At 34.6% G+C, this 24,985-nt stretch carries 20 protein-coding genes and 4 tRNA genes; 23 read left to right on the top strand and 1 reads right to left on the bottom strand.

The genetic code is table 11. The features are described from left to right. Positions 1 to 59 precede the first annotated feature (59 nt). The 5 genes from ACM55K_RS05030 (at position 60) to ACM55K_RS05010 (ending at position 5,729) form a co-directional block, all read left to right on the top strand. Positions 60 to 1,421 (top strand): pyridoxal-phosphate dependent enzyme, encoded by a 1,362-nt coding sequence (locus ACM55K_RS05030; protein ID WP_416849153.1) that lies wholly within the window; start codon positions 60 to 62, stop codon positions 1,419 to 1,421. A 551-nt stretch (positions 1,422 to 1,972) separates the two neighbouring features. Then, the gene (locus ACM55K_RS05025) at positions 1,973 to 3,370 is read left to right on the top strand and encodes a Gfo/Idh/MocA family oxidoreductase (RefSeq protein WP_416849152.1); all 1,398 of its coding nucleotides are present in this window, start codon (positions 1,973 to 1,975) and stop codon (positions 3,368 to 3,370) included. 140 nt (positions 3,371 to 3,510) lie between these two features. Beyond that, the gene (locus ACM55K_RS05020) at positions 3,511 to 3,993 is read left to right on the top strand and encodes a 3'-5' exonuclease (RefSeq protein ID WP_416849151.1); all 483 of its coding nucleotides are present in this window, start codon (positions 3,511 to 3,513) and stop codon (positions 3,991 to 3,993) included. Positions 3,994 to 4,132: 139 nt separating this feature from the next. Continuing rightward, positions 4,133 to 5,404 carry a DUF2851 family protein gene (locus tag ACM55K_RS05015; protein ID WP_416849150.1) on the top strand — a complete coding sequence of 424 codons (1,272 nt, stop codon included), beginning with the start codon at positions 4,133 to 4,135 and terminating at the stop codon, positions 5,402 to 5,404. A gap of 97 nt (positions 5,405 to 5,501) precedes the next feature. After that, on the top strand, positions 5,502 to 5,729 hold the full coding sequence (locus ACM55K_RS05010) for a PspC family transcriptional regulator (protein WP_099714538.1): 228 nt from the start codon (positions 5,502 to 5,504) through the stop codon (positions 5,727 to 5,729). Between the two features lie 74 nt (positions 5,730 to 5,803). Here the strand turns inward: ACM55K_RS05010 and ACM55K_RS05005 are convergent, their stop codons facing one another. After that, positions 5,804 to 7,441 carry an amino acid permease gene (locus ACM55K_RS05005; RefSeq protein WP_416849149.1) on the bottom strand — a complete coding sequence of 546 codons (1,638 nt, stop codon included), beginning with the start codon at positions 7,439 to 7,441 and terminating at the stop codon, positions 5,804 to 5,806. Between the two features lie 278 nt (positions 7,442 to 7,719). Between ACM55K_RS05005 and ACM55K_RS05000 the strand changes: the two genes are divergently transcribed. The 18 genes from ACM55K_RS05000 to rpoC all read left to right on the top strand — a co-directional run bounded on the left by ACM55K_RS05000 (position 7,720) and on the right by rpoC (position 24,984). Then, positions 7,720 to 8,604 carry a ComEA family DNA-binding protein gene (locus tag ACM55K_RS05000; RefSeq protein ID WP_416849148.1) on the top strand — a complete coding sequence of 295 codons (885 nt, stop codon included), beginning with the start codon at positions 7,720 to 7,722 and terminating at the stop codon, positions 8,602 to 8,604. A 17-nt stretch (positions 8,605 to 8,621) separates the two neighbouring features. Continuing rightward, entirely contained in the window at positions 8,622 to 9,764 is a 1,143-nt protein-coding gene (locus ACM55K_RS04995; RefSeq protein ID WP_416849147.1) for an acyl-CoA dehydrogenase family protein, read from the top strand. Between the two features lie 261 nt (positions 9,765 to 10,025). Next, positions 10,026 to 10,220, top strand: a complete 195-nt coding sequence (rpsU, locus tag ACM55K_RS04990; RefSeq protein WP_035670421.1) for a 30S ribosomal protein S21 — start codon at positions 10,026 to 10,028, stop codon at positions 10,218 to 10,220. A gap of 69 nt (positions 10,221 to 10,289) precedes the next feature. Next, positions 10,290 to 11,186 (top strand): tyrosine-type recombinase/integrase, encoded by an 897-nt coding sequence (locus tag ACM55K_RS04985; protein WP_416849146.1) that lies wholly within the window; start codon positions 10,290 to 10,292, stop codon positions 11,184 to 11,186. A gap of 34 nt (positions 11,187 to 11,220) precedes the next feature. Beyond that, positions 11,221 to 11,523, top strand: a complete 303-nt coding sequence (gene hpf, locus ACM55K_RS04980) for a ribosome hibernation-promoting factor, HPF/YfiA family (RefSeq protein WP_416849145.1) — start codon at positions 11,221 to 11,223, stop codon at positions 11,521 to 11,523. Between the two features lie 90 nt (positions 11,524 to 11,613). After that, a tRNA-Thr gene (locus tag ACM55K_RS04975) sits at positions 11,614 to 11,687 on the top strand. A 33-nt stretch (positions 11,688 to 11,720) separates the two neighbouring features. After that, positions 11,721 to 11,801, top strand: a tRNA-Tyr gene (locus tag ACM55K_RS04970). 84 nt (positions 11,802 to 11,885) lie between these two features. Continuing rightward, positions 11,886 to 11,957 (top strand) — tRNA-Thr (locus tag ACM55K_RS04965). Positions 11,958 to 12,011: 54 nt separating this feature from the next. Further along, on the top strand, positions 12,012 to 13,199 hold the full coding sequence (tuf, locus tag ACM55K_RS04960; RefSeq protein WP_416844030.1) for an elongation factor Tu: 1,188 nt from the start codon (positions 12,012 to 12,014) through the stop codon (positions 13,197 to 13,199). Positions 13,200 to 13,256: 57 nt separating this feature from the next. Then, a tRNA-Trp gene (locus tag ACM55K_RS04955) sits at positions 13,257 to 13,327 on the top strand. Positions 13,328 to 13,345: 18 nt separating this feature from the next. Continuing rightward, positions 13,346 to 13,543 carry a preprotein translocase subunit SecE gene (gene secE / locus ACM55K_RS04950; protein ID WP_039109059.1) on the top strand — a complete coding sequence of 66 codons (198 nt, stop codon included), beginning with the start codon at positions 13,346 to 13,348 and terminating at the stop codon, positions 13,541 to 13,543. A 10-nt stretch (positions 13,544 to 13,553) separates the two neighbouring features. Beyond that, positions 13,554 to 14,105: a transcription termination/antitermination protein NusG gene (gene nusG / locus ACM55K_RS04945; protein WP_416847061.1), complete on the top strand. Its 552-nt coding sequence runs from the start codon at positions 13,554 to 13,556 to the stop codon at positions 14,103 to 14,105. Positions 14,106 to 14,173: 68 nt separating this feature from the next. Next, positions 14,174 to 14,611 (top strand): 50S ribosomal protein L11, encoded by a 438-nt coding sequence (rplK, locus tag ACM55K_RS04940; RefSeq protein ID WP_066082293.1) that lies wholly within the window; start codon positions 14,174 to 14,176, stop codon positions 14,609 to 14,611. A 13-nt stretch (positions 14,612 to 14,624) separates the two neighbouring features. Next, positions 14,625 to 15,314 (top strand): 50S ribosomal protein L1, encoded by a 690-nt coding sequence (gene rplA, locus ACM55K_RS04935; protein WP_416847062.1) that lies wholly within the window; start codon positions 14,625 to 14,627, stop codon positions 15,312 to 15,314. A gap of 22 nt (positions 15,315 to 15,336) precedes the next feature. Beyond that, a complete protein-coding gene (gene rplJ / locus ACM55K_RS04930) occupies positions 15,337 to 15,849 on the top strand; it encodes a 50S ribosomal protein L10 (protein ID WP_416849144.1) in 513 nt (170 codons plus the stop codon). A gap of 92 nt (positions 15,850 to 15,941) precedes the next feature. Then, the gene (gene rplL, locus ACM55K_RS04925) at positions 15,942 to 16,310 is read left to right on the top strand and encodes a 50S ribosomal protein L7/L12 (protein ID WP_416844035.1); all 369 of its coding nucleotides are present in this window, start codon (positions 15,942 to 15,944) and stop codon (positions 16,308 to 16,310) included. Positions 16,311 to 16,586: 276 nt separating this feature from the next. Beyond that, positions 16,587 to 20,399 carry a DNA-directed RNA polymerase subunit beta gene (gene rpoB / locus ACM55K_RS04920; RefSeq protein ID WP_416849143.1) on the top strand — a complete coding sequence of 1,271 codons (3,813 nt, stop codon included), beginning with the start codon at positions 16,587 to 16,589 and terminating at the stop codon, positions 20,397 to 20,399. A gap of 271 nt (positions 20,400 to 20,670) precedes the next feature. Beyond that, positions 20,671 to 24,984 (top strand): DNA-directed RNA polymerase subunit beta', encoded by a 4,314-nt coding sequence (gene rpoC / locus ACM55K_RS04915; protein WP_416849142.1) that lies wholly within the window; start codon positions 20,671 to 20,673, stop codon positions 24,982 to 24,984. Position 24,985: the final 1 nt, after the last annotated feature.

Here is a 24,985-nt window from a genome sequence, read left to right as displayed (position 1 = left end):
CAAAATGCTATCTTTGTATTGCGATTTATAACAACTGACACTCTTAAATGAATAATAAAATGCAGTACGCAGAAAACATATTAGGCACAATAGGGAACACACCATTAGTAAAACTTAATAAAGTTGTTGCCGGAATAGATGCTTTGGTACTTGCTAAAGTAGAAACTTTCAATCCAGGAAATTCTGTAAAAGACAGGATGGCCGTTAAAATGATTGAAGATGCAGAAGCGGATGGAAGACTAAAACCGGGAGGAACTATTATCGAAGGAACTTCAGGAAATACCGGAATGGGATTAGCGTTAGTAGCCATTATAAAAGGGTACAAACTTATTTGTGTGATTTCGGATAAGCAATCCAAAGAAAAAATGGATATCCTTCGTGCGGTAGGGGCAAAAGTGGTGGTTTGTCCCACCGATGTAGAACCCACGGATCCACGTTCGTATTATTCTGTTTCTAAAAGATTAGCCGAAGAAACACCTAATTCCTGGTATGTAAATCAATACGATAATCCATCCAACTCTTTAGCTCATTACGAGCAAACAGGACCGGAAATTTGGGAACAAACTGGTGGAAAAATTACTCATTTTGTTTCTGGGGTAGGAACGGGAGGAACAATTTCAGGAGTTGGAAAATATTTAAAAGAAAAAAATCCAAAGATTAAAATTTGGGGAATTGATACCTATGGTTCCGTATTTAAAAAGTATCATGAAACAGGAATTTTTGATGAAAATGAAATCTATTCTTATATAACAGAAGGTATTGGCGAAGATATATTGCCAAAGAATGTTGACTTTTCTTTGATTGATGGTTTTACAAAAGTAACCGACAAAGATGCGGCAGTTTACACCCGAAAAATTGCTCTTGAAGAAGGGATTTTTGTTGGGAATTCTGCAGGTGCAGCCGTAAAAGGATTATTACAGCTTAAAGAACATTTCAAATCCGAAGATGTGGTGGTGGTTCTTTTTCACGATTCAGGAAGTCGTTATGTAGGCAAAATGTTCAATGACGATTGGATGCGTGAAAGAGGTTTTTTGGACGAAGAAATAAAAAAAGCCGAAGATGTTATCAAAGATCATATAGACAAACCATTGATAGTAGTTCGTACCGAAGAATTAGTTTCACACGCTATAGAAAGAATGCGTAAATACAAGATTTCTCAAATTCCGGTAATTGACGTCACAGGTTTCGTAGGTTCAGTTGATGAAAGTGATTTGTTCCAAAGTTATGTTGCCGATAAAGATGTAGCGGATAGACCTATTAAAGAAATTATGGGAAAACCATTTCCAATCGTGAAATTAGGAACTTCAATTGAAGAAGTTTCGAAATTATTTACCAAAGAAAACGATGCGGTTTTGGTTGAATTAGAGAATGGAAATCACCATATTATTACCAAATATGATATTATTGGGTCAATAAAATAAACTTGAAAGGCACATTTTTTTAATATACTCCTACAAGGTTTTTTAACCTTGTAGGTTTTTTTTTGAACGATATGGTTTGATTTTAGGATTCTATACATCTAGACCCATTTTATTATTTTGCCTAACGTAATCAAGACGGCATATTTTATTGGATAAAATATTTTTTTTTGTGATCTTATAAATTATTTTAAATATGCTGTCAACTATGATTTTCGCAGTAGCTATCATATATTAGTTTTGTAATCAATTTTTTATTATTGATTATAATTTTTTAAAGATATTCTGTTGTTTTTCTACTTAAGTCTTTTGATATTAAAAGAAGTGTATGTTTTTTAGAATAGTTTTATTTATATAACAATTATTCTGTGTTTTTTTTATATTTATGTTAATTTAATTGATTTTATTTTGGTGAATTAAGAATTATTAATTATGTTTGGGTAATCGATTGCACTTTGTTTAAAAGCAGTTTTATAAGTGTATTTACAAACATTAACAAATAACGTTCAAGTTGCATTGATAACTTGAACCCACCGAACATTAAAGCTGTAAACATGGAAAATTCAAGAAGAAAATTTTTAACATCAATAAGCATGTTAGCCGCATATAGTGCTTTCCCAATTAATTCTTTCGCTTTTGGCAATTCAAAAAAACTTAGAATTGTTCTTGTTGGAACAGGGGTTCGGGGAACAAGCTTTTGGGGAAAAAGACTCATTGAAGAATATTCTGATATTTTGGAATTTGTTGGACTTAGCGATATAAATCCAGGAAGACTTCAGTACGGAAAAGAATATATGGGAGTTAATTGTCCCACATTTGTAGATTTTGATGAAATGTTGAATACAACAAAACCCGATTTGATCATTGTTACAACCGTAGATGCAACCCACCATAAATTTATAATAAAAGGTTTGGAGTTTGGGTGTGATGTGCTTACTGAAAAACCACTTACCACCGATGAAAATAAATCACAAGAGATTTTAAATGCCGAAAGGAAATCAGGGAAAAATCTTATCGTTGGATTTAATTATCGTTGGAGTCCATATGCCACTAAAATTAAGGAAATATTGGCTAATAATACGATAGGTAAAATTACTTCTGTAGATTTTCACTGGTACTTAAATACTTACCATGGGGCTTCATATTTTAGAAGATGGCACGGTCAAAAAGACAAAGGAGGTTCGCTTTGGGTACATAAAGCAACCCATCATTTTGATCTGTTGAATTGGTGGATAGATTCAGATCCCACTGAAGTCTTTGCCTATGGAGATTTAGAACATTATGGAGCTAACGGTCCGTTTAGAGGAAATAATTGCCGAACCTGTGAATATAAAACCAAGTGTGATTATTATTATGATATCACAAAAGACAAACATTTAATGAATCTTTATGTAGCCAACGAAAAGCATGATGGATACATTCGCGATAATTGTCTTTTTAGAAAAGAAATTGACATCTATGATAAAATGTCAGCTCAGATAAAATATGCAAATAATGTAATTGTAAATTACTCGCTAACAACCTATTCTCCTTATGAAGGATGGAGAATAGCCTTTAACGGAACTGAAGGTAGAATAGAGGCGTCTTTAGATATACCGTATAATAAAAATGTAGCAGTAAATCAAGCAGAAATGCATGCGAGAGAAATGGAACAAACTGTTCTAGAAAATACCAGTACCGAATCAATTATAGTTCATAAACTATGGAAAGATTTTGATACCATAGTAGTGCCCATTGAAAAAGAAGGTCATGGAGGTGGAGACAAACGGTTGCATGATAAAATATTTAAAACGGCAGTAATAGATGATCCTTATGATCGATCTGCAGGTATAAGAGATGGGGTTATGTCTGTATTGATTGGAATTGCGGCAAGAAAAAGTATAGAAACGGATAGCCCAATTAAAATCGCGGATTTAACGGATCTTAAACCAATGTCTAAAAGAATTACATAAAATAAGTAAACCTTGATTCTTGATGGGTAAATAAATACGGTCATCATCAATTTTGAAGTATTTAAATTTTTACAGCCATGAATTTGACGAATTTAATTCGTTAAATTTGTGGTTTTTTAGTTTTATAAAATACAAATAAAATGACCTTCACCGCTATAGATTTTGAAACCGCAACCGCGTTCCATCCGTGCTCCGTAGGTATTGTTACCGTAGAAAACGGAATAATTGTAGATGAATTTGTCAGTTTAATCAAGCCACCAAATAATCTATATTCTCCTTTTACCATTCAAGTTCATGGGATATATCCGCGGGATACGGTCAACGCAAAATCATTTGCGCAAGTATATCCTGAAATACAAAAACGGCTCAAAAACAGAGTTATTGTAGCTCATAATGAAAGTTTCGACAGAAATGTTCTCGCTAAATCTATGGCACTGTATAATTTAGACTATGCTGATTTGAATATCGCTTCTCGTTGGGAATGTACCGTAAAAATCTACAAAGCCAAAGGATTAAAACCAACCAAATTAAGTGATTGTTGCCGGGAAATGAAAATACAGTTGAATCATCATGAAGCTTTATCAGATGCTCGGGCTTGCGCCAAATTGTATTTACTCCGCTAGTCATTGCTTGGGACGAAGCTAAAAACAGCTATTCTTTTGTGAATTGAAGAATATTTTTTTATTTTGTAAGATAAGTTATTGTTTTTGTGTTACTTTAGAGTCTGATTTCTAAGTCGATACTTTATTATCTGAAAAAAATATGAAAGAAGATTTCCTCCATTATCTTTGGAAATTCAAGAAGTTCGATACCTTGAATTTAAAAACGTTCAATAATGAAGAAATCACAATTGTCCATGTAGGTCAATATCTTGAATTGGCGGGTCCTGATTTTTTCAATGCTCAAATCATTTTAGATGCTCAAAAATGGGCCGGAAACATTGAAATTCATCTTAAATCTTCAGATTGGTATGTGCATCATCACGAAAAAGATGCAGGTTATGAAAATGTGATTTTGCATGTGGTTTGGGAGCATGACACAGAGATTTTTAGAAGTAACAATACCGAAATTCCAGTTTTGGAACTCAAAAACTATGTTGAGAAAGAGACTGTAGAAAGTTACCAATCTTTGATAGCTCCAAAATCATGGATTTTTTGCGAAAAGCAACTGAAAGAAATTGATGAATTTACCTTTAAAAACTGGCAAGAGCGTTTGTTTTTTGAACGTTTAGAAAGGAAATCCCAACCTATATTTGATTTATTGGAACAAACCAATCAAGATTGGGAAGCGGTTTTGTTTTGTCTTTTGGCTAAGAATTTTGGTTTAAATACGAATGGAGAAATTTTTTTAAAAATCGCCCAATCGATTCCTTTTTCAATAATTAGAAAAGAAAGTTTTGAAGTGGAGAATCTTGAAGCTTTGATTTTTGGAGCTTCTGGGTTATTGGATGCAGAAAAAGAAGATAATTATTTCAAAGATTTAAAATTCAGGTATTTCTACTTATTACATAAATATCAAATAGAGAAAATTTGTATCGAACCAGTCCAGTTTTTCAAGCATCGTCCGGATAATTTTCCTACGATACGACTTTCTCAATTGGCCAATTTATACCACAGTCAGCAAAATTTATTTTCGAAAATAAGTACTTTAAATTCATTAAAAGATATTTACGAAGTTTTCCAAGTGACCGCTTCAGAATATTGGTTGAATCATTATCAATTTGATAAGGAAAGTCCGAAGAAAAAGAAACCGCTTTCTAAATCTTTCATCGATTTGATTGTTATAAATACTATAATTCCACTTCAGTTTGCTTTTGCCAAAAGTCAGGGAAAGGAAATTTCTGAGGATTTGATACGACTTTTAAATGAAGTTGCTCCTGAGAAAAATGCGATTATGGATAAATTTAGTTCTTTTGGAATACAACCAAAAAGTGCTTTTGAAACACAATCTTTGTTGCAACTTAAGAATGAATATTGCAATAAAAGTAAATGTTTAGAATGTGCTATTGGGATGGAATTGTTGAAAAAAAGTTGATACAGTTATTTTGGATTTATTTACCAGAGATTGCGCTAATGTTGTAAATTTGTTATTTCGAATAAAAGAATAACCAGTTCAACAAATAAAATAAAAGATGTCAGTAGTAATCAAGCTCAAGTTTTTTTTTGAGAAACACGGTTTTCATGTTTCTTCCCGTTTGGCTGATACATTAGGAATGCGGGCCAGTAGTGTGCGATTGTTTTTTATCTACTTGTCGTTTGTTACTGTTGGATTGTGGTTTGCCGTTTATTTGACATTAGCTTTTTGGATTCGTTTGAAAGATTTGATTAGAGCCAAACGAACTTCAGTTTTTGATTTGTAAAATGATATAAATAAAAAAAGGGATTATAAAGTGCTTAAATACTTTATAATCCCTTTTTCAATTAGCGCTTTTTATTATCTGGTTTTTTTGAAACTGTAAGAGTAAATAAAAATATGAATTGCAGCAAATATCAGAGAGAAATAAAATAAGAAACTGCCTTCTGCACTTGGATCTAATTGGTTGATATATGCTATAACAATTAAGGCAAATACCATTCCTAAACCTGAACCTGAAACAGTCTTGTAACTATCTAAACTAAAATTCCCTTTATTTAAAATACTGTGTTTCATTCCGTAAAATAAGTATAAATCGAATCCAATCATCATCCAGACGATAAGACGAATCCAAGTATCTAATGGTAAAAAAACCATCATAAACAAGCATACTAAAACTCCGGCAATTGGTACAAAAGGTACAAAAGGAGTTCTAAAAGCTCTTGGTGCTTCTGGCATTTTTTTACGCATAATTAACACTCCTATACAAACTAGAATAAAAGCAAATAAAGTCCCAATACTTGTCATTTCTCCAACTACTCTTGCAGGAACAAATGCAGCAAAAAGACTCACAATTACCATAAATAATAAATTATTTTTTGCAGGAGTTCTAAATTTAGAATGCACTTCTGAGAATACTTTTGGCATCAAGCCATCTTTACTCATAGAGAAAAACACTCTACTTTGTCCCATCAGCATCACTAAAATTACAGAAGAATATCCGCCTAAAATAGCTAGTAAAATAGCATTGTTTAGCCAAGGATAAGCAGGTGTTATCATTCCGTCAGGTCCAACAGTTCCCATTGCTTCAACAGCAATCGCAACAGGTGCAATTCCATCTTTTCCAGCAAATGCTTGATAATTTACAACTCCTGTCATTACATGAGCAAAAAGGATGTAAAGAATGGTACATATCGCTAATGATAACAATATCCCAATAGGCATATCTCTTTTTGGATTTTTAGCTTCTTGTGCTGCTGTTGAAACTGCATCAAAACCAATATAAGCGAAAAATACGATTGCTGCAGCTCTAATTATTCCGGAGAAACCAAATTCTCCAAATTTACCTGTATTCTCAGGTATGTATGGGGTGTAGTTTTCAGGTCTTATGTATTGCCATCCTACAGCAATGAACACTAAAACAACTGTTACTTTTAATAAAACAATAATTCCATTTATTAATGCCGATTCTCGAGTTCCTCTAATTAATATTAATGACATTAACATAACGATACAAACGGCTGGTATATTGATTATTCCTCCTTCAAAAGGAGAAAGCATGTAGGCTTCATTTATATGAATACCATAGCCACCTAAGAATTTACCAAAATATCTGGACCAACTAATAGAAACAGTTGCGGCACCTACAGCATATTCTAAAACTAAGTCCCAACCAATAATCCAAGCAACAAATTCTCCCATTGTTGCAAAAGAATAGGTGTAAGCACTTCCTGCAACAGGAATCATTGAAGAAAATTCGGCATAACATAAACCTGCAAAAATACATCCAAATGCAGCAACAAGAAACGAAATTGTTATCGCTGGCCCCGCATTCATGGATGCTGCCAGTCCGGTTATTGAAAACAATCCGGCTCCAATAATTGCCCCAATTCCTAGTGCAACTAGCCCGGGTGCGGTTAATGTTTTCTTTAATCCCTTTTCAGAATCAGCGGCCTCTGCTAAAAGCTGAGCTAATGGTTTTCTTTTCCAAATAGACATATTATATGGTTTTTTTGTTATTAAGCTCCAAATGTATTCTTTTTTATAAAAAATAAAAACAATAATTCAGTTTTAAGTTATAAAAAAACAATCTGCAGCTCTTTTTAGGGATTTATTTTATAGAAAAGCCTTTATTGTATCTATCGATGTCGAATATTTTGTTGCAACTCAAAATAAATTTTCTGTTTCCTCGAATATTTTCCTTTAGAAAGTGATGCGTCTAGATTTAATTTATAATTTTAGGATTCTAATTAAATAAATCAACACGCGGTCATCAGATGAGTTATAAAACAATTCTTACTTATTTTAAATTCACTCGGGAGCAACGTACAGGCGTATTTTTATTATTTGCGATTATCATTGTTTTGCAACTGGTTTATTTTTTTGTTGATTTTAGTGCTGTAATAAAAAATTATCCAGAAAAACAGAAATGGCTTTCGCTGCAATCTCAAATTGATTCCATGAAAACGGATAGTTATAAAGAGTTCCCTAAAATCTATCCTTTCAATCCTAATTTTATTACCGACTATAAAGGATATAAACTGGGAATGTCAGTTCAGGAAATTGACCGCTTATTGGCTTTTAGAAAAGAAAATAGATATGTCAATTCTTCTAAAGAATTTCAAAACGTGACTAAAGTTTCGGATTCGTTATTAAATGAGATTGCTCCTTTTTTTAAATTTCCAGATTGGGTGAAAAATAAAAAAGAATTCAAAGCCTATAGGAATTATACAAGTCAGGCTTTCGCCAAAAAGGAAAAAATTGTTTTAATCGATATCAATCAGGCGACCAAAGAAGATTTGATAAAAATTTATGGAATAGGAGAGGCCATATCGCTGCGGATTTTAAAACAAAAAGAAAGCTTAGGCGGTTTTGTTTCAATGGAACAAATGAAAGACGTTTGGGGATTATCACCTGAAGTTATTGAAAATTTGAATACCCATTTTAAAATTTTAGTACTCCCGAATTTTAAAAAAATAGACATTAACAATGCTTCTTTAAAAGAGCTTTCCCAGTTTTATTATTTCAGATATGCTTTGGCTAAAGAAATTGTGACTTATAGAAGTATGACAGGAAATATTAAGAATATTGAGGATTTAACAAAAATTAAGGGATTTCCTGTTGATAAAGCAAATATAATTGGCTTATATTTGGGCTTTTAAAATAAAACACTATCACAATGAACTTTGATTACAACGAAACGCAATCTATGATTGCACAATCTATAAGAGATTTTGCTGAAAAAGAAATTCGTCCGAATATAATGGAGTGGGATGAAGCACAAACATTTCCTGTGCCATTGTTTAAAAAATTAGGTGAAATGGGGTTTATGGGTGTTTTAGTGCCAGAAGAACTTGGAGGTTCTGGATTAGGATATCATGAGTACATTACTGTTGTAGAAGAAATATCAAAAGTGGATCCATCCATTGGACTATCTGTAGCTGCACATAATTCTTTATGTACCAATCATATTTTAACTTTTGGAAACGAAGAGCAAAAGAAAAGATGGATTCCGAAACTAGCGACTGCTGAGCATATAGGTGCTTGGGGGTTGACAGAGCACAATACAGGATCAGATGCTGGTGGAATGAATACTACTGCAAAAAAAGATGGAGATTTCTGGATTATCAATGGAGCTAAGAATTTCATAACACATGCTATTTCCGGAGATATCGCCGTGGTAATTGTTCGTACGGGTGAAAAAGGAGATTCGAAAGGAATGACTGCTTTTGTATTCGAAAAAGGGATGCCGGGTTTTACTTCTGGGAAAAAAGAGAATAAATTAGGAATGCGTGCCAGTGAAACAGCTGAATTAATATTTGATAATTGTCGTATTCCTGATGCTAACAGATTAGGGGAAGTCGGACAAGGTTTTATTCAAGCGATGAAAGTTTTAGATGGTGGAAGAATATCTATTGGAGCATTGTCGCTAGGAATTGCTAAGGGAGCGTATGAAGCGGCGTTGAAATATTCGAAAGAAAGACATCAATTTGGGCAGCCAATTTGTGAGTTTCAAGGAATTTCATTCAAGTTAGCTGATATGGCTACTGAAATTGAAGCTTCGGAATTGTTGCTGCACAAAGCGGCTTTCTTAAAACAACAACACAAACCGGTTACCACGATGGGAGCTATGGCTAAAATGTATGCTTCAGAAGTTTGTGTAAAAGTAGCGAATGAAGCGGTGCAAATTCATGGTGGATATGGTTATATTAAAGATTATCCAGTGGAGAAATTCTATAGAGATTCTAAATTGTGTACCATTGGAGAAGGAACTACTGAAATTCAAAAAATAGTAATTTCCAGAAATTTATTGAAAGCATAGTTTTTGAAAATTTGAATATAGTATAAAGAGTCAAGATGAATTAAATTGTAGCTTGACTCTTTTTTTGCGTGAAGGATGGAAGAGGAAAGCCCGGAATGCAATGAGGACTTGAAACGGACAGCCTGACGGCGGACGAATTAACGTTTTGTGAATGATAAAAGTGATGTCTGCCGGCACGCCCAAAAATAATCTATAATTCATGAATCATAATTCAAAATAATGTTTACTTTTGCACACTTAAAGAAAGGGGGTGTCTATATTATGTTAATTATACCAATTAAAGACGGAGAAAATATCGATAGAGCGTTAAAACGTTACAAAAGAAAATTTGATAAAACAGGAACTGTTCGTCAATTAAGAGCGCGTACTGCTTTTATTAAGCCTTCAGTTACAAATAGAATCAAAATTCAAAAAGCGGCTTATATCCAAAATATGAGAGATAACTTAGAGAGTTAGTCAATATCTATTAGAATAAAGTACCGTTAGTCATTAAAGTTTTATAACTTTGATGCTAACGGTTTTTTTATGGCTACTAATAAAGATGCATTTCGGGATTATCTACAGTTAGAGAAAAAATATTCTTCGCATACTGTAACTGCTTATTGCAATGATATTGCTTCTTTTGAGTCATTCAATAAGATTCATTTTGATCAAGAGAATATTGAGCAAGTCAATTATAGTCAAATTAGAACTTGGATTGTTTCTCTTGTTGATAATGATATATCAAATACCTCGGTTAATAGAAAAATTGCATCCTTAAAAGCATTTTATAAATTTCTATTAAAAACAAAACAAATAGAAGTGAGTCCGCTATTGAAGCACAAAGCGCTAAAAACTCCTAAAATATTACAAATTCCATTTTCTGAAAAAGAACTTGAGGATGCGTTGATTCATGTGCAAAATCCAGTGGGCTTTGAGGAAATAAGAAATAAACTTATAGTCGATTTGTTTTACACTACGGGCATGCGAAGAACGGAGTTGATTCATTTAAAAGTAGTTAATGTCAATTTATCTGGCGGTACGGTTAAAGTGCTGGGGAAAAGGAATAAGGAGCGGATATTGCCAGTTTTGCCGATAATTATAAATCAGTTTTCTTTGTATTTAAAGGAGCGTTCCTCTGTGCTGTCGATAGTGGATGGCGATTATTTTTTTCTCACAAAAAAAGGGTTAAAATTAAATGATTCTTTTGTGTATCGATTAATAAATTCTTACTTTAGTGCTGTCTCCGAGAAAGTAAAAAAGAGTCCGCACATATTGCGACATACGTTTGCAACTCATCTATTAAATAACGGAGCCGATTTGAACTCAGTAAAAGAATTATTAGGACATTCTAGTTTGGCGTCAACGCAAATATATACGCACAGTAGTTTAACAGAGTTAAAAAAAGTATATGAAGATGCGCATCCAAGGAATCAGAAGTAATTCGGAAATGTTTAACTATTAAAAAAAAATGATTATGAAGGTAAATGTTCAAGCGGTTAACTTTGCTGTTGACAGAAAGCTACTAGATTTTGTTCAGGAAAGAATGGACAAATTAGAAAAATATTACGATAAAGTAGTATCGGCGGATGTTTTTTTGAAAGTTGAAAAAACAAGTGATAAAGAGAACAAAATTGCTGAGATAAAAATTAATGTTCCGGGAGATGATTTTGTAGTTAAAAAGCAGTGTAAAATTTTTGAAGAAGCGGTGGAGCTTTGTGCTGAATCTTTAGAACGATTGTTGGTAAAAAGGAAAGAAAAAATAAGTTCACACATTTAATACAAATTTTTTTGAAAAAATGTTTTGATTGAGAGATAAAATCTCTACATTTGCAGTCCGTTAGAAATAGCGGACTTTTTTTATTGATTCGCCAGCGTAGCTCAGTTGGCTAGAGCAGCTGATTTGTAATCAGCAGGTCGTGGGTTCGAGTCCCTCCGCCGGCTCAAAACTGTAACGGTTTGACAATAGAAGAAGTAGGGGAGATACTCAAGCGGCCAACGAGGGCAGACTGTAAATCTGCTGTGTAAACTTCGCAGGTTCGAATCCTGCTCTCCCCACAGAATAATGTAGAATTGAAATTAAGGTTTTAAATTTTTTTTGAATCTGAAATCTCAAATCAAAGTTCTGACATCAAGGATTCTGCCGGTGTAGCTCAGGGGTAGAGTGCTTCCTTGGTAAGGAAGAGGTCTCGGGTTCAATTCCCGACATTGGCTCAAGTAAGTAGGAAATAGAAATTAATATATAACTAAGATTAAAAATTAAGTAAAATGGCAAAGGAAAATTTTAACCGTAACAAGCCCCATTTAAACATTGGAACAATTGGGCACGTGGATCACGGAAAAACGACATTAACTGCGGCAATTACAAAAGTATTGTCTGATGCAGGTTACTGTCAAGCAAAATCATTTGATCAAATTGATAATGCTCCAGAAGAAAAAGAAAGAGGTATTACAATTAATACATCTCACGTTGAGTATGAAACTGCTAATCGTCATTACGCTCACGTTGACTGTCCTGGTCACGCGGATTACGTAAAAAACATGGTTACGGGTGCTGCTCAAATGGATGGTGCTATTCTTGTAGTTGCTGCGACTGATGGACCAATGCCACAAACGCGTGAGCATATCCTTTTAGGACGTCAGGTAGGTATTCCTAGAATGGTTGTATTCATGAATAAAGTGGATATGGTTGATGATGAGGAATTGCTTGAATTAGTTGAGATGGAAATCAGAGACTTGTTATCTTTCTACGAATATGATGGAGATAATGGTCCTGTTGTTCAAGGTTCAGCTTTAGGTGGATTGAATAATGATCCAGCTTGGGTACCAAAAATTCTTGAATTGATGGAAGCTGTTGATGCTTGGATCGAAGAGCCAGTAAGAGATGTTGCAAAACCTTTCTTGATGCCTGTTGAAGATGTATTCTCAATCACTGGTCGTGGAACTGTTGCTACAGGTCGTATCGAAACAGGTGTTGCTAATACTGGAGATCCAGTTGAAATCATTGGTATGGGAGCTGAAAAATTAACTTCTACTATTACAGGAGTTGAGATGTTCCGTAAAATCCTTGATAGAGGAGAAGCTGGAGATAACGTAGGTATTCTTTTAAGAGGTATTCAAAAAGAAGACATCAAAAGAGGAATGGTTATTTGTAAGCCAGGTTCAGTTAAACCACACGCTACTTTTAAAGCAGAGGTTTATATCTTGAAAAAAGAAGAAGGTGGTCGTCATACACCATTTCATAATAACTACCGTCCACAGTTTTACGTACGTACAACTGACGTAACAGGTATCATTACTTTGCCAACAGGTGTAGAAATGGTTATGCCTGGGGATAACTTAACTATTGATGTTGTATTGCTTAGTGCAATTGCATTAAATGTTGGTTTACGTTTCGCTATCCGTGAAGGTGGTAGAACAGTAGGTGCAGGTCAGGTAACTGAGATTGTAGCATAATCCTATAAATAAATTATGAAGCCAGTAACTTCTTAGGTTGTTACTGGCTTTTAACAGACGGGCGTAGTTCAAGGGTAGAATAGCGGTCTCCAAAACCGTTGATGGGGGTTCGAATCCCTCCGCCCGTGCAAATAAACTAAATCATAATGACAAAAGTTGTTAATTACATATCAGAAGCATTTGAAGAATTAAAATCAAATGTTACTTGGCCGGCTTGGGCTGAGGTGCAACGTCTAACGATTGTTGTTGCTGTTTTCTCAGTATTATTCGCTTTGGCAACTTGGGGAGTAGATGAAATTTTCGCAAAAGCTTTGGCTGGATTTTTTAACTGGATAAAAGCGTAATTTTTTTGTTATGGCAGATAGTAGTATTAAAAAGTGGTATGTAGTTAGAGCAGTAAGCGGACAGGAGAATAAAGTGAAAGCATACATCGAAACTGAAATCGCAAGATTAGGGATGGGTGATTATGTTTCGCAAGTTCTCGTTCCTACTGAAAAAGTAGTTACTGTAAAAGAAGGAAAGAAAATAATCAAGGATAAAGTTTATTTTCCTGGTTATGTCATGATTGAGGCGAATCTAATAGGTGAAATACCTCATATTATCAAGTCTATAACAAGTGTTATTGGTTTTTTAGGTGAAATTAAAGGCGGTGAGCCTGTGCCATTAAGACTTTCTGAAGTGAATAGAATGTTAGGTAAAGTGGATGAGTTAGCTGTTAATACAGATACCCGTTCTATCCCTTTCAATATTGGAGAAACTATTAAGGTTGTTGATGGTCCTTTCAATGGTTTCAATGGAACGGTTGAGAAAATCAATGAAGAAAAGCGTAAACTGGAAGTTATGGTGAAAATTTTCGGAAGAAAAACACCATTGGAGCTGAGTTTTATGCAAGTTGAAAAAGTATAATTTTTTGTTACATCTATAATATCCATTACAATCGCTTCCAATGATTGTAGTGTTAAATTTTTTAAAAAATGGCTAAAGAAATTAGTAAGGTAGTTAAACTACAAGTTAAGGGAGGTGCTGCGAACCCGTCGCCACCGGTTGGACCTGCTTTAGGAGCTGCTGGGGTAAACATCATGGAATTCTGTAAGCAATTTAATGCTAGAACTCAAGATAAACCCGGCAAAATATGCCCAGTACAAATTACTGTGTATAAAGACAAATCATTTGATTTTGTTGTAAAAACTCCTCCAGCAGCAGTTCAGTTAATGGAAGCTGCAAAGCTAAAATCTGGTTCTGGTGAGCCTAATCGTAAAAAAGTAGCTAGTGTTACTTGGGAACAAATTAGAGCTATTGCTGAAGACAAGATGCCAGACTTAAATGCATTCACTATGGAGTCTGCAATGAGTATGGTTGCTGGAACAGCTAGATCTATGGGTATAACTGTATCAGGAGACGCTCCTTTTTAATTAAGAGAAAGACATGGCAAAATTGACAAAAAAGCAAAAAGAGGCTGCTTCAAAAATTGAAAAGAACAAATTATATTCTCTTAAAGATGCTGCGGCATTGATAAAAGTAATTGCTTCTGCAAAATTTGATGAGTCTGTTGATATCGCAGTGCGTTTGGGCGTAGATCCAAGAAAAGCGAATCAAATGGTTAGAGGTGTGGTAACATTACCTCATGGAACTGGTAAAGACGTTAAAGTATTAGCATTGGTTACTCCAGACAAAGAAGCGGAAGCTTTGGCAGCTGGTGCAGACTATGTAGGTCTTGACGATTATTTACAAAAAATTAAAGACGGTTGGACAGATGTTGATGTAATCATCACTATGCCATCTGTTATGGGTAAATTAGGTCCATTAGGTCGTATTTTAGGACCAAGGGGTTTAATGCCAAACCCTAAAACAGGTACTGTAACTATGGATGTTGCAAAAGCTGTTCAAGAGGTTAAAGCTGGTAAAATTGACTTTAAAGTTGATAAAACTGGTATCGTGCATGCAGGAATTGGTAAAATTTCTTTTGGAAGCGAGCAAATCGTTGACAATGCACACGAAATTATTCAAACATTAATCAAACTTAAGCCAACTGCTGCTAAAGGAACATACATCAAAAGTATTTACCTAACTAGCACTATGAGTCCAGCAATTGCTTTGGACCCTAAAGCAGTATAATTGGCAGTTAAAAATTTTTAGTATGACTAGAGAAGAAAAATCAATCGCGATTGAAGTTTTAACTGCACAGTTAGCTGGTACAAACATTGTTTATGTATCTGATATTTCTGGAATGAACGCAGAAACAACTTCAAACTTGAGAAGAGCTTGCTTTAAAGCAGGTATAAAATTAGAAGTAGTTAAAAATACTTTGCTTGCAAAAGCAATGGAAGCTTCAGCTAATGATTATGGAGATTTACCTTCAGTTTTGACTGGTAATAGCGCTATATTCATTTCTGAGATAGCAAACGCTCCTGGTAAGATAATTAAAGATTTCAGAAAAAAATCAGCTAAACCTGTATTGAAGGGAGCTTATATTAATGCTGAAATTTATATTGGAGACGATCAATTAGATGCATTAGCAACTATTAAATCTAAAGAAGAGCTTATCGGCGAACTTATTGGATTATTGCAGTCACCAGCACAAAGAGTTATTTCTGCTCTTCAAAACCAATTCGCAAAAAGCGAAGAGGTTACAGAAGAAGTGGAAGCATAATGAAAATAGAGTCTTACTCTAATTTTATTACACAAAAAGCGCACAATAAATAAATTATATTTTTTACAAATCATTTTAAAACGATAGAAAAAATGGCAGATTTGAAACAATTCGCAGAACAATTAGTTAACCTAACAGTAAAAGAAGTTAACGAATTAGCAACAATATTAAAAGATGAGTACGGTATCGAACCAGCTGCTGCAGCTGCAGTAGTTTCTGGTGGTGGTGATGCTGCTGTTGAAGAAGCTCAAACTGAATTTACAGTTGTATTAAAAGCAGCAGGTGCTTCTAAATTAGCAGTTGTAAAATTAGTTAAAGAACTTACAGGTTTAGGTTTGAAAGAAGCTAAAGATGTAGTTGATAGCGCACCAAGTAATGTAAAAGAAGGTGTTTCTAAAGAAGAAGCTGAAGGGCTTAAAAAATCTTTAGAAGAAGCTGGAGCTGAGGTTGAACTTAAATAGTTAAACTCGGTTTAAAGAATTAGGTTTAGGTCTTGGGTTTAGTCGCCCAATGACCTAAACCATTTTTCGTATAACAAAAGTCTACCTTGTGTAATTACATAATAGTCTTTTAAAACAAATTCATTTTACCCATTACGAGGAAAAAAAATTAACAGATAATAAAAAAGTAGTTATCTTAAATTGGTTTTTAAAGATGTAATGGTTGTAAAAGGAAAGTATAAATAAATTAATATTTGTACCAAAAAATTACTTTTTTAATCAAAATTTTGTCCATTGATGATAACAAATCAGACTGAAAGATTGAATTTTGCCTCTACAAAAAATATTCCTGATTATCCAGATTTTCTAGATGTTCAGGTTAAATCGTTTAAAGATTTTTTTCAATTAGAAACTAAATCTGACGAAAGAGGCGACGAAGGGCTTTACAATACCTTCATGGAAAATTTCCCAATTACTGATACAAGAAATAACTTTGTATTGGAATTCCTTGATTATTTTGTAGATCCACCACGTTACACAATTCAAGAATGTATAGAAAGAGGTCTTACTTATAGTGTGCCCTTAAAAGCAAGGTTAAAACTATATTGTACTGATCCAGAACACGAAGATTTTGAAACAATTGTCCAGGATGTATATCTTGGTACAATTCCTTACATGACACCAAGTGGTACCTTTGTTATTAATGGTGCTGAGCGTGTAGTTGTATCTCAATTACACAGATCACCGGGTGTTTTCTTTGGTCAATCATTCCATGCAAATGGTACAAAATTGTATTCTGCCAGAGTAATTCCTTTTAAAGGTTCTTGGATAGAATTTTCTACAGATATTAATAGCGTAATGTATGCTTATATTGATAGAAAGAAAAAATTACCAGTTACCACTCTTTTTAGAGCAATTGGTTTTGAAAGAGATAAAGATATTCTAGAAATTTTTGACCTTGCTGAAGAAATTAAGGTTTCTAAAACAGGTCTTAAAAAATATGTCGGTAGAAAATTAGCTGCCCGTGTATTGAATACATGGCATGAAGATTTCGTAGATGAAGATACTGGTGAAGTAGTTTCTATCGAGCGTAACGAAATAATCCTTGATAGAGATACAATTATCGACAAAGATAATGTGGAAGAAATCATCGATTCTAACGTTAAATCTATTTTGTTGCATAAAGAAGATGCTAATCAAGGTGATTATGCCATCATTCACAATACGCTTCAAAAAGATCCAACAAATTCTGAAAAAGAAGCTGTTGAGCATATCTACAGACAATTGCGTAACGCAGAACCGCCTGATGAAGAAACTGCTCGTGGGATTATAGATAAATTATTCTTTTCTGATCAACGTTACAACTTAGGTGAAGTAGGTCGTTATAGAATGAACAAAAAACTTGGTTTAGATATTCCAATGGAAAAGCAAGTGCTTACCAAAGAAGATATCATTACCATTGTAAAATATTTGATCGAATTGATCAACTCTAAAGCAGAGATTGATGATATTGATCACTTATCAAACCGTCGTGTTAGAACAGTTGGAGAACAATTGTCTCAACAATTCGGTGTTGGTTTAGCTCGTATGGCTAGAACTATTAGAGAGCGTATGAACGTTAGAGATAACGAGGTGTTTACACCAATAGATTTGATTAATGCTAAAACATTATCATCTGTTATCAACTCTTTCTTTGGAACAAACCAGTTGTCTCAGTTTATGGATCAAACGAATCCACTTGCCGAGATTACGCACAAAAGAAGATTATCTGCACTAGGACCAGGTGGACTTTCGAGAGAAAGAGCAGGTTTTGAGGTACGTGACGTTCACTATACGCATTACGGACGTTTATGTCCAATTGAAACTCCTGAGGGACCAAACATTGGTTTGATATCTTCTCTTGGTGTTTATGCTAAAGTAAACGGAATGGGTTTCATCGAAACACCTTACCGTAAAGTAACAAATGGAACTGTAGATTTAGTTTCCACTCCTGTTTACTTAAGCGCAGAAGAAGAAGAAGGAATGATGATTGCTCAGGCAAATATCCAAATGGATGCTACAGGAAAAATTACTGCCGAAGACGTAATTGCGCGTCAAGAAGGTGATTTCCCGGTAATTGAACCAACAAAAGTAGATTATACTGATGTTGCTCCAAATCAAATTGCTTCTATCTCCGCTTCTTTGATTCCTTTCTTAGAACATGATGATGCGAATAGAGCCTTGATGGGATCTAACATGATGCGTCAGGCCGTACCATTAATTCGTCCTGAAGCTCCAATTGTTGGAACTGGTTTAGAGCGTCAAGTTGCTTCTGATTCCAGAGTTTTAATTAACGCTGAAGGAGATGGAGTTATTGAATATGTAGATGCGAATATTATCACTATCAAATACGATCGTTCTGAGGAAGAAAGAATGGTAAGTTTTGAGCCTGATGAGAAAACATACAATCTAATTAAATTTAGAAAAACCAATCAAGGAACAAGTATCAACTTGAAACCTATCGTAAGAAAAGGGGACAGAGTGGTTCTTGGACAAGTATTATCTGAAGGATATGCGACCCAAAATGGTGAATTAGCTTTAGGTCGTAACCTAAAAGTTGCATTTATGCCATGGAAAGGATACAACTTCGAGGATGCGATTGTAATTTCTGAAAAAGTAGTTCGTGACGATATTTTTACCTCTATTCACGTTGATGATTATTCATTAGAAGTTAGAGATACTAAATTAGGTAACGAAGAATTGACGAACGATATACCAAACGTTTCTGAAGAAGCTACTAAAGATTTAGATGAAAATGGTATGATCAGAATTGGAGCCGAGGTTAAACCTGGCGACATTCTTATCGGAAAAATTACTCCAAAAGGAGAATCAGATCCTACTCCGGAAGAGAAATTGCTTCGTGCAATCTTCGGGGATAAAGCAGGTGATGTAAAAGATGCTTCATTGAAAGCGTCTCCTTCTTTACATGGTGTTGTTTTAGACAAAAAATTGTTCGCAAGAGCAGTAAAAGATAAACGCAAACGTACGCAGGATAAAGATGCTTTAGGCGCTTTAGAAATGGAATTCGAAACTAAATTCGTTGAATTAAAAGACAAATTGGTTGAGAAACTTTTCTTAATCGTTAACGGAAAAACATCTCAAGGTGTAATGAATGATTTGGGTGAAGAAGTTTTACCAAAAGGTAAAAAATATACTCAAAAAATGCTTTATGCAGTTGAAGATTTTGCTCACTTAAGTAAAGGTCAATGGGTTGCTGATGATGCAACTAATAAAATGGTTAATGATTTAATTCATAACTATAAAATTAAATTGAACGATTTACAAGGTGCATTACGTAGAGAGAAATTCACTATTACTGTTGGGGATGAATTGCCTGCAGGAATCTTGAAATTAGCGAAAGTATATATTGCCAAAAAACGTAAACTGAAAGTTGGGGATAAAATGGCGGGACGTCACGGTAACAAAGGTATTGTTGCTCGTATCGTTCGTCATGAAGATATGCCTTTCCTTGAAGACGGAACGCCAGTTGATATCGTGTTGAACCCATTAGGTGTACCTTCACGTATGAACATTGGTCAAATTTATGAAACTGTTCTTGGTTGGGCTGGACAAAACTTGGGTAGAAAATTTGCTACACCAATTTTTGACGGAGCAACTCTTGATCAAATCAATGAATTGACTGACGAAGCTGGAATACCACGTTTTGGACATACACATTTATATGATGGTGGTACAGGAGAACGTTTCCATCAAGCGGCAACAGTAGGAGTTATCTACATGTTGAAACTTGGACACATGGTTGACGATAAAATGCACGCACGTTCGATAGGTCCATACTCATTGATTACTCAACAACCACTTGGAGGTAAAGCTCAATTTGGAGGGCAACGTTTTGGAGAGATGGAGGTTTGGGCACTTGAAGCTTATGGAGCATCAAGTACACTTAGAGAAATCTTGACTGTGAAGTCTGATGATGTTATCGGTAGAGCTAAAACTTACGAAGCAATCGTTAAGGGTGAATCTATGCCAGAACCAGGATTACCTGAATCATTCAATGTATTAATGCATGAATTGAAAGGTCTTGGACTTGACATTCGTTTAGAAGAATAAATAAATTTTGTCAACTGTAGAGACGCGATTAATCGCGTCTCTACTTTGGCATTTATATAAGTTTTTAGGATTTATACCCGTAACCCGTTCCGATTTTTTATTTAGACCCAATCGGTTTTATAAATAGCACTTCAAAATTTTTATTGAAGTTTAGAGAAGTAATTCGAGGTAATAGTTTAATGATTTAAATCTTTTTTTGGGCGATTCGCTTAAAAATAAATCATAAATCTAAAATCAATTTTTAATTGCAAATAAATCAATAGTAAAAACTATGATGAATAATAGAAATAATAACAATAAAGATAAAAACCCTGTAAAAAGGTTTAATAAAATCTCAATAGGACTTGCTTCTCCTGAATCTATCTTGAAAGAATCAAGAGGTGAAGTATTGAAGCCGGAAACTATCAACTACAGAACGCACAAGCCGGAGCGTGACGGACTTTTCTGCGAAAGAATTTTCGGACCAGTAAAAGATTTTGAATGTGCTTGTGGTAAGTATAAAAGAATACGTTACAAAGGGATCATCTGTGACCGTTGTGGTGTAGAAGTAACTGAGAAAAAAGTACGTAGAGACAGAGTAGGTCACATCAATCTTGTTGTGCCTATTGCTCATATCTGGTATTTCCGTTCGCTTCCAAACAAAATTGGTTATATCCTTGGTCTTCCATCTAAGAAATTAGATATGATTATTTACTACGAAAGATACGTAGTAATCCAAGCTGGTATTGCTAAAAATGCAGAAGGAGAATCGTTGCAAAGACTAGACTTTTTGACAGAAGAAGAATATTTAAATATTTTAGATACGCTTCCTGCTGACAACCAGTATCTTGATGATTTTGATCCAAATAAATTTGTTGCCAAAATGGGAGCAGAGTGTATTATGGATTTATTAGCAAGAATTGATCTTGATGCTTTGTCTTACCAATTGAGACATAATGCTAACAATGAAACGTCTAAACAACGTAAAACAGAAGCGTTAAAAAGATTACAAGTTGTTGAATCTTTCCGTGAGTCTAACTTGAACCGTGAGAATCGTCCGGAGTGGATGATTATGAAAGTGGTTCCAGTTATCCCACCAGAATTACGTCCACTTGTGCCACTTGATGGAGGTCGTTTTGCAACTTCAGATTTAAATGATTTATACCGTCGTGTAATTATCCGTAACAACCGTTTGAAAAGATTAATGGAGATTAAAGCTCCAGAAGTTATCTTGAGAAACGAAAAACGTATGTTGCAGGAATCTGTAGATTCACTTTTCGATAATACGCGTAAAGCTTCTGCAGTAAAAACAGAATCAAACAGACCATTAAAATCATTATCTGATTCCCTTAAAGGTAAGCAAGGACGTTTCCGTCAAAATTTACTTGGAAAACGTGTGGATTATTCTGCTCGTTCGGTAATTGTTGTTGGACCTGAATTGAAATTATCTGAATGCGGTATCCCAAAAGATATGGCAGCAGAATTATACAAACCTTTCGTTATCCGTAAATTGATAGAAAGAGGAATTGTAAAAACTGTAAAATCAGCTAAGAAAATAATAGATAAGAAAGAGCCTGTAGTTTGGGATATCCTTGAAAATGTAATCAAAGGTCACCCAATATTACTGAATCGTGCTCCTACTTTGCACAGATTAGGTATCCAAGCATTCCAACCAAAATTAATTGAAGGAAAAGCAATCCAATTGCACCCTTTAGTTTGTACTGCATTTAATGCGGATTTTGATGGGGATCAAATGGCAGTTCACTTGCCATTAGGACCAGAAGCTATTTTGGAAGCACAACTATTAATGTTGGGTTCTCACAATATTCTGAATCCTGCAAATGGTGCTCCAATCACGGTACCTTCTCAGGATATGGTTTTGGGTCTATACTATATGACCAAAGAACGTTTATCTACTCCTGAGCTTAAAATTTTAGGAGAAGGAATCACTTTTTATTCTGCTGAAGAAGTAAATATTGCTTTGAATGAAGGTAGATTAGAATTGAATGCTCGTGTGAAAATTAGAGCAAAACATTTTAATGAAGCAGGTGACTTGGTGTTCCAAATCATACAAACTACTGCAGGTCGTGTATTATTTAATGAAGTAGTACCGGAAGCAGCTGGATATATCAATGATGTATTGACTAAGAAAAACCTTAGAGATATTATCGGACACGTTTTAAGCGCTACCGATGTACCTACAACTGCGGCTTTCTTGGATAACATGAAAGATATGGGTTACAAATTTGCCTTCAAAGGTGGATTGTCATTCTCTCTTGGTGATATTAGAATTCCAGATCAAAAACCTAAATTAATTGCAGACGCCAGAGAACAAGTTCAAGGTATTTCTGTAAATTATAATATGGGTCTTATCACTAATAACGAACGTTACAACCAAGTTATTGATGTTTGGACATCTGCGAATGCTCAACTTACAGAGTTAGCAATGAAAAACATTAGAGAAGACCAACAAGGTTTCAACTCGGTGTATATGATGCTTGATTCTGGAGCGAGGGGTTCCAAAGAACAAATTCGTCAGTTAACCGGTATGCGTGGTTTGATGGCTAAGCCAAAAAAATCTACTGCTGGTGGTGGTGAAATTATTGAAAATCCAATTCTTTCTAACTTTAAAGAAGGTCTTTCTATCCTTGAGTACTTTATTTCTACTCACGGTGCACGTAAAGGTCTTGCGGATACGGCATTGAAAACTGCCGATGCAGGATATTTAACAAGAAGATTGCATGATGTATCTCAAGACGTTATTGTTAACATCGATGATTGTGGTACACTTAGAGGTGTTGAAGTATCTGCATTGAAAAAGAATGAAGAAATAGTTGAAACTTTAGGAGAAAGAATTTTAGGACGTGTTGCATTGCAAGACGTAATTAATCCTTTAACTAGTGATGTTTTAATTAAATCGGGCGAGCAAATTACTGAGGTTATTATGAAAGCAATTGAAGCTTCTCCTATCGAGAAAGTGGAAGTGCGTTCACCATTAGTTTGTGAAGCTTTAAAAGGTATTTGTGCTAAATGTTACGGTAGGAATTTAGCTACCGGTAAAATGACACAAAGAGGAGAAGCAGTTGGTGTAATTGCTGCTCAATCTATTGGAGAGCCGGGTACACAGTTAACATTACGTACATTCCACGTTGGTGGGGTTGCAGGTGGTATTTCTGAAGAATCTAGTATTGTTACCAAATTTAACGGTAAACTAGAAATTGAAGATTTAAAAACTGTTAAAGGTGAAGATAGTGATGGTAATGCAGTTGATATTGTAGTATCTCGTTCATCTGAATTGAAATTAATCGATGAAAGAACTGGTATCTTATTAAGTACAAATAATATCCCTTACGGTTCAAGTATCTTCGTTAAAGACGGTCAATCTGTTGTTAAGGGTGATGTGATTTGTAAATGGGATCCATATAATGGAGTTATCGTTTCTGAGTTTACCGGTAAAATTGCTTACGAAGATTTAGAGCAAGGTCAATCATTCATGGTTGAAATTGATGAGCAAACTGGTTTCCAAGAAAAAGTAATTTCTGAATCTAGAGCTAAAAAATTAATTCCAACTTTATTGGTTTACGGTAAAGACAATGAGCTAATCCGTTCTTATAACTTACCGGTTGGAGCCCACTTGATGGTTGAAAACGGTGAAAAAATTAAAGCAGGTAAAGTATTGGTGAAAATCCCACGTCGTTCTTCTAAATCAGGAGATATTACAGGAGGTTTACCTAGAATTACAGAGTTGTTAGAAGCTCGTAATCCTTCAAACCCAGCTGTTGTTTCTGAAATCGATGGAGTTGTTTCTTTTGGAAAAATCAAAAGAGGAAACCGTGAGATTGTTATCGAATCTAAATTTGGTGATATTAGAAAATACTTGGTTAAATTATCAAGCCAAATTCTAGTTCAAGAAAATGACTTCGTAAGAGCAGGGGTGCCTTTATCTGATGGTGCAATTACTCCGGACGATATTTTAAGAATCCAAGGACCAGCAGCTGTTCAACAGTATTTGGTAAATGAAATTCAAGAAGTATATCGTTTACAAGGGGTAAAAATCAACGACAAACATTTTGAAGTAGTAATACGTCAAATGATGCGTAAAGTAAGAGTACAAGATCCAGGTGATACTTTATTCTTAGAAGATCAATTAATTCACACTAAAGATTTTATCGTTCAAAATGATAAATTATATGGTATGAAAGTAGTTGAAGATGCTGGAGATTCTAGCGCTTTAAAAGAAGGGCAAATTATTACGCCTCGTGAATTGCGTGATGAAAACTCTCTTTTGAAACGTACAGATAAAAATCTTGTTGTAGCTCGTGATGTTATTACTGCAACTGCAACACCAGTTTTACAAGGTATTACAAGAGCATCACTTCAAACGAAATCGTTCATCTCTGCTGCATCTTTCCAAGAAACAACTAAAGTATTGAATGAAGCTGCTGTTGCAGGTAAAATCGATTACTTAGAAGGATTGAAAGAAAATGTAATTGTAGGACATAGAATCCCTGCCGGAACGGGTATGAGAGAATATGATCATACAATTGTAGGTTCGAAAGAAGATTATAATGACATGATGGCTAATAAAGAGGAATACATTTATTAAT

It is taken from the genome of Flavobacterium arabinosi (assembly GCF_048158725.1).
In the GTDB taxonomy this organism is placed as follows: Bacteria; Bacteroidota; Bacteroidia; order Flavobacteriales; family Flavobacteriaceae; genus Flavobacterium; species Flavobacterium arabinosi.
Note: the sequence above shows the minus strand (reverse complement) of the source record. Positions and strands in the feature narration are given on the sequence as shown.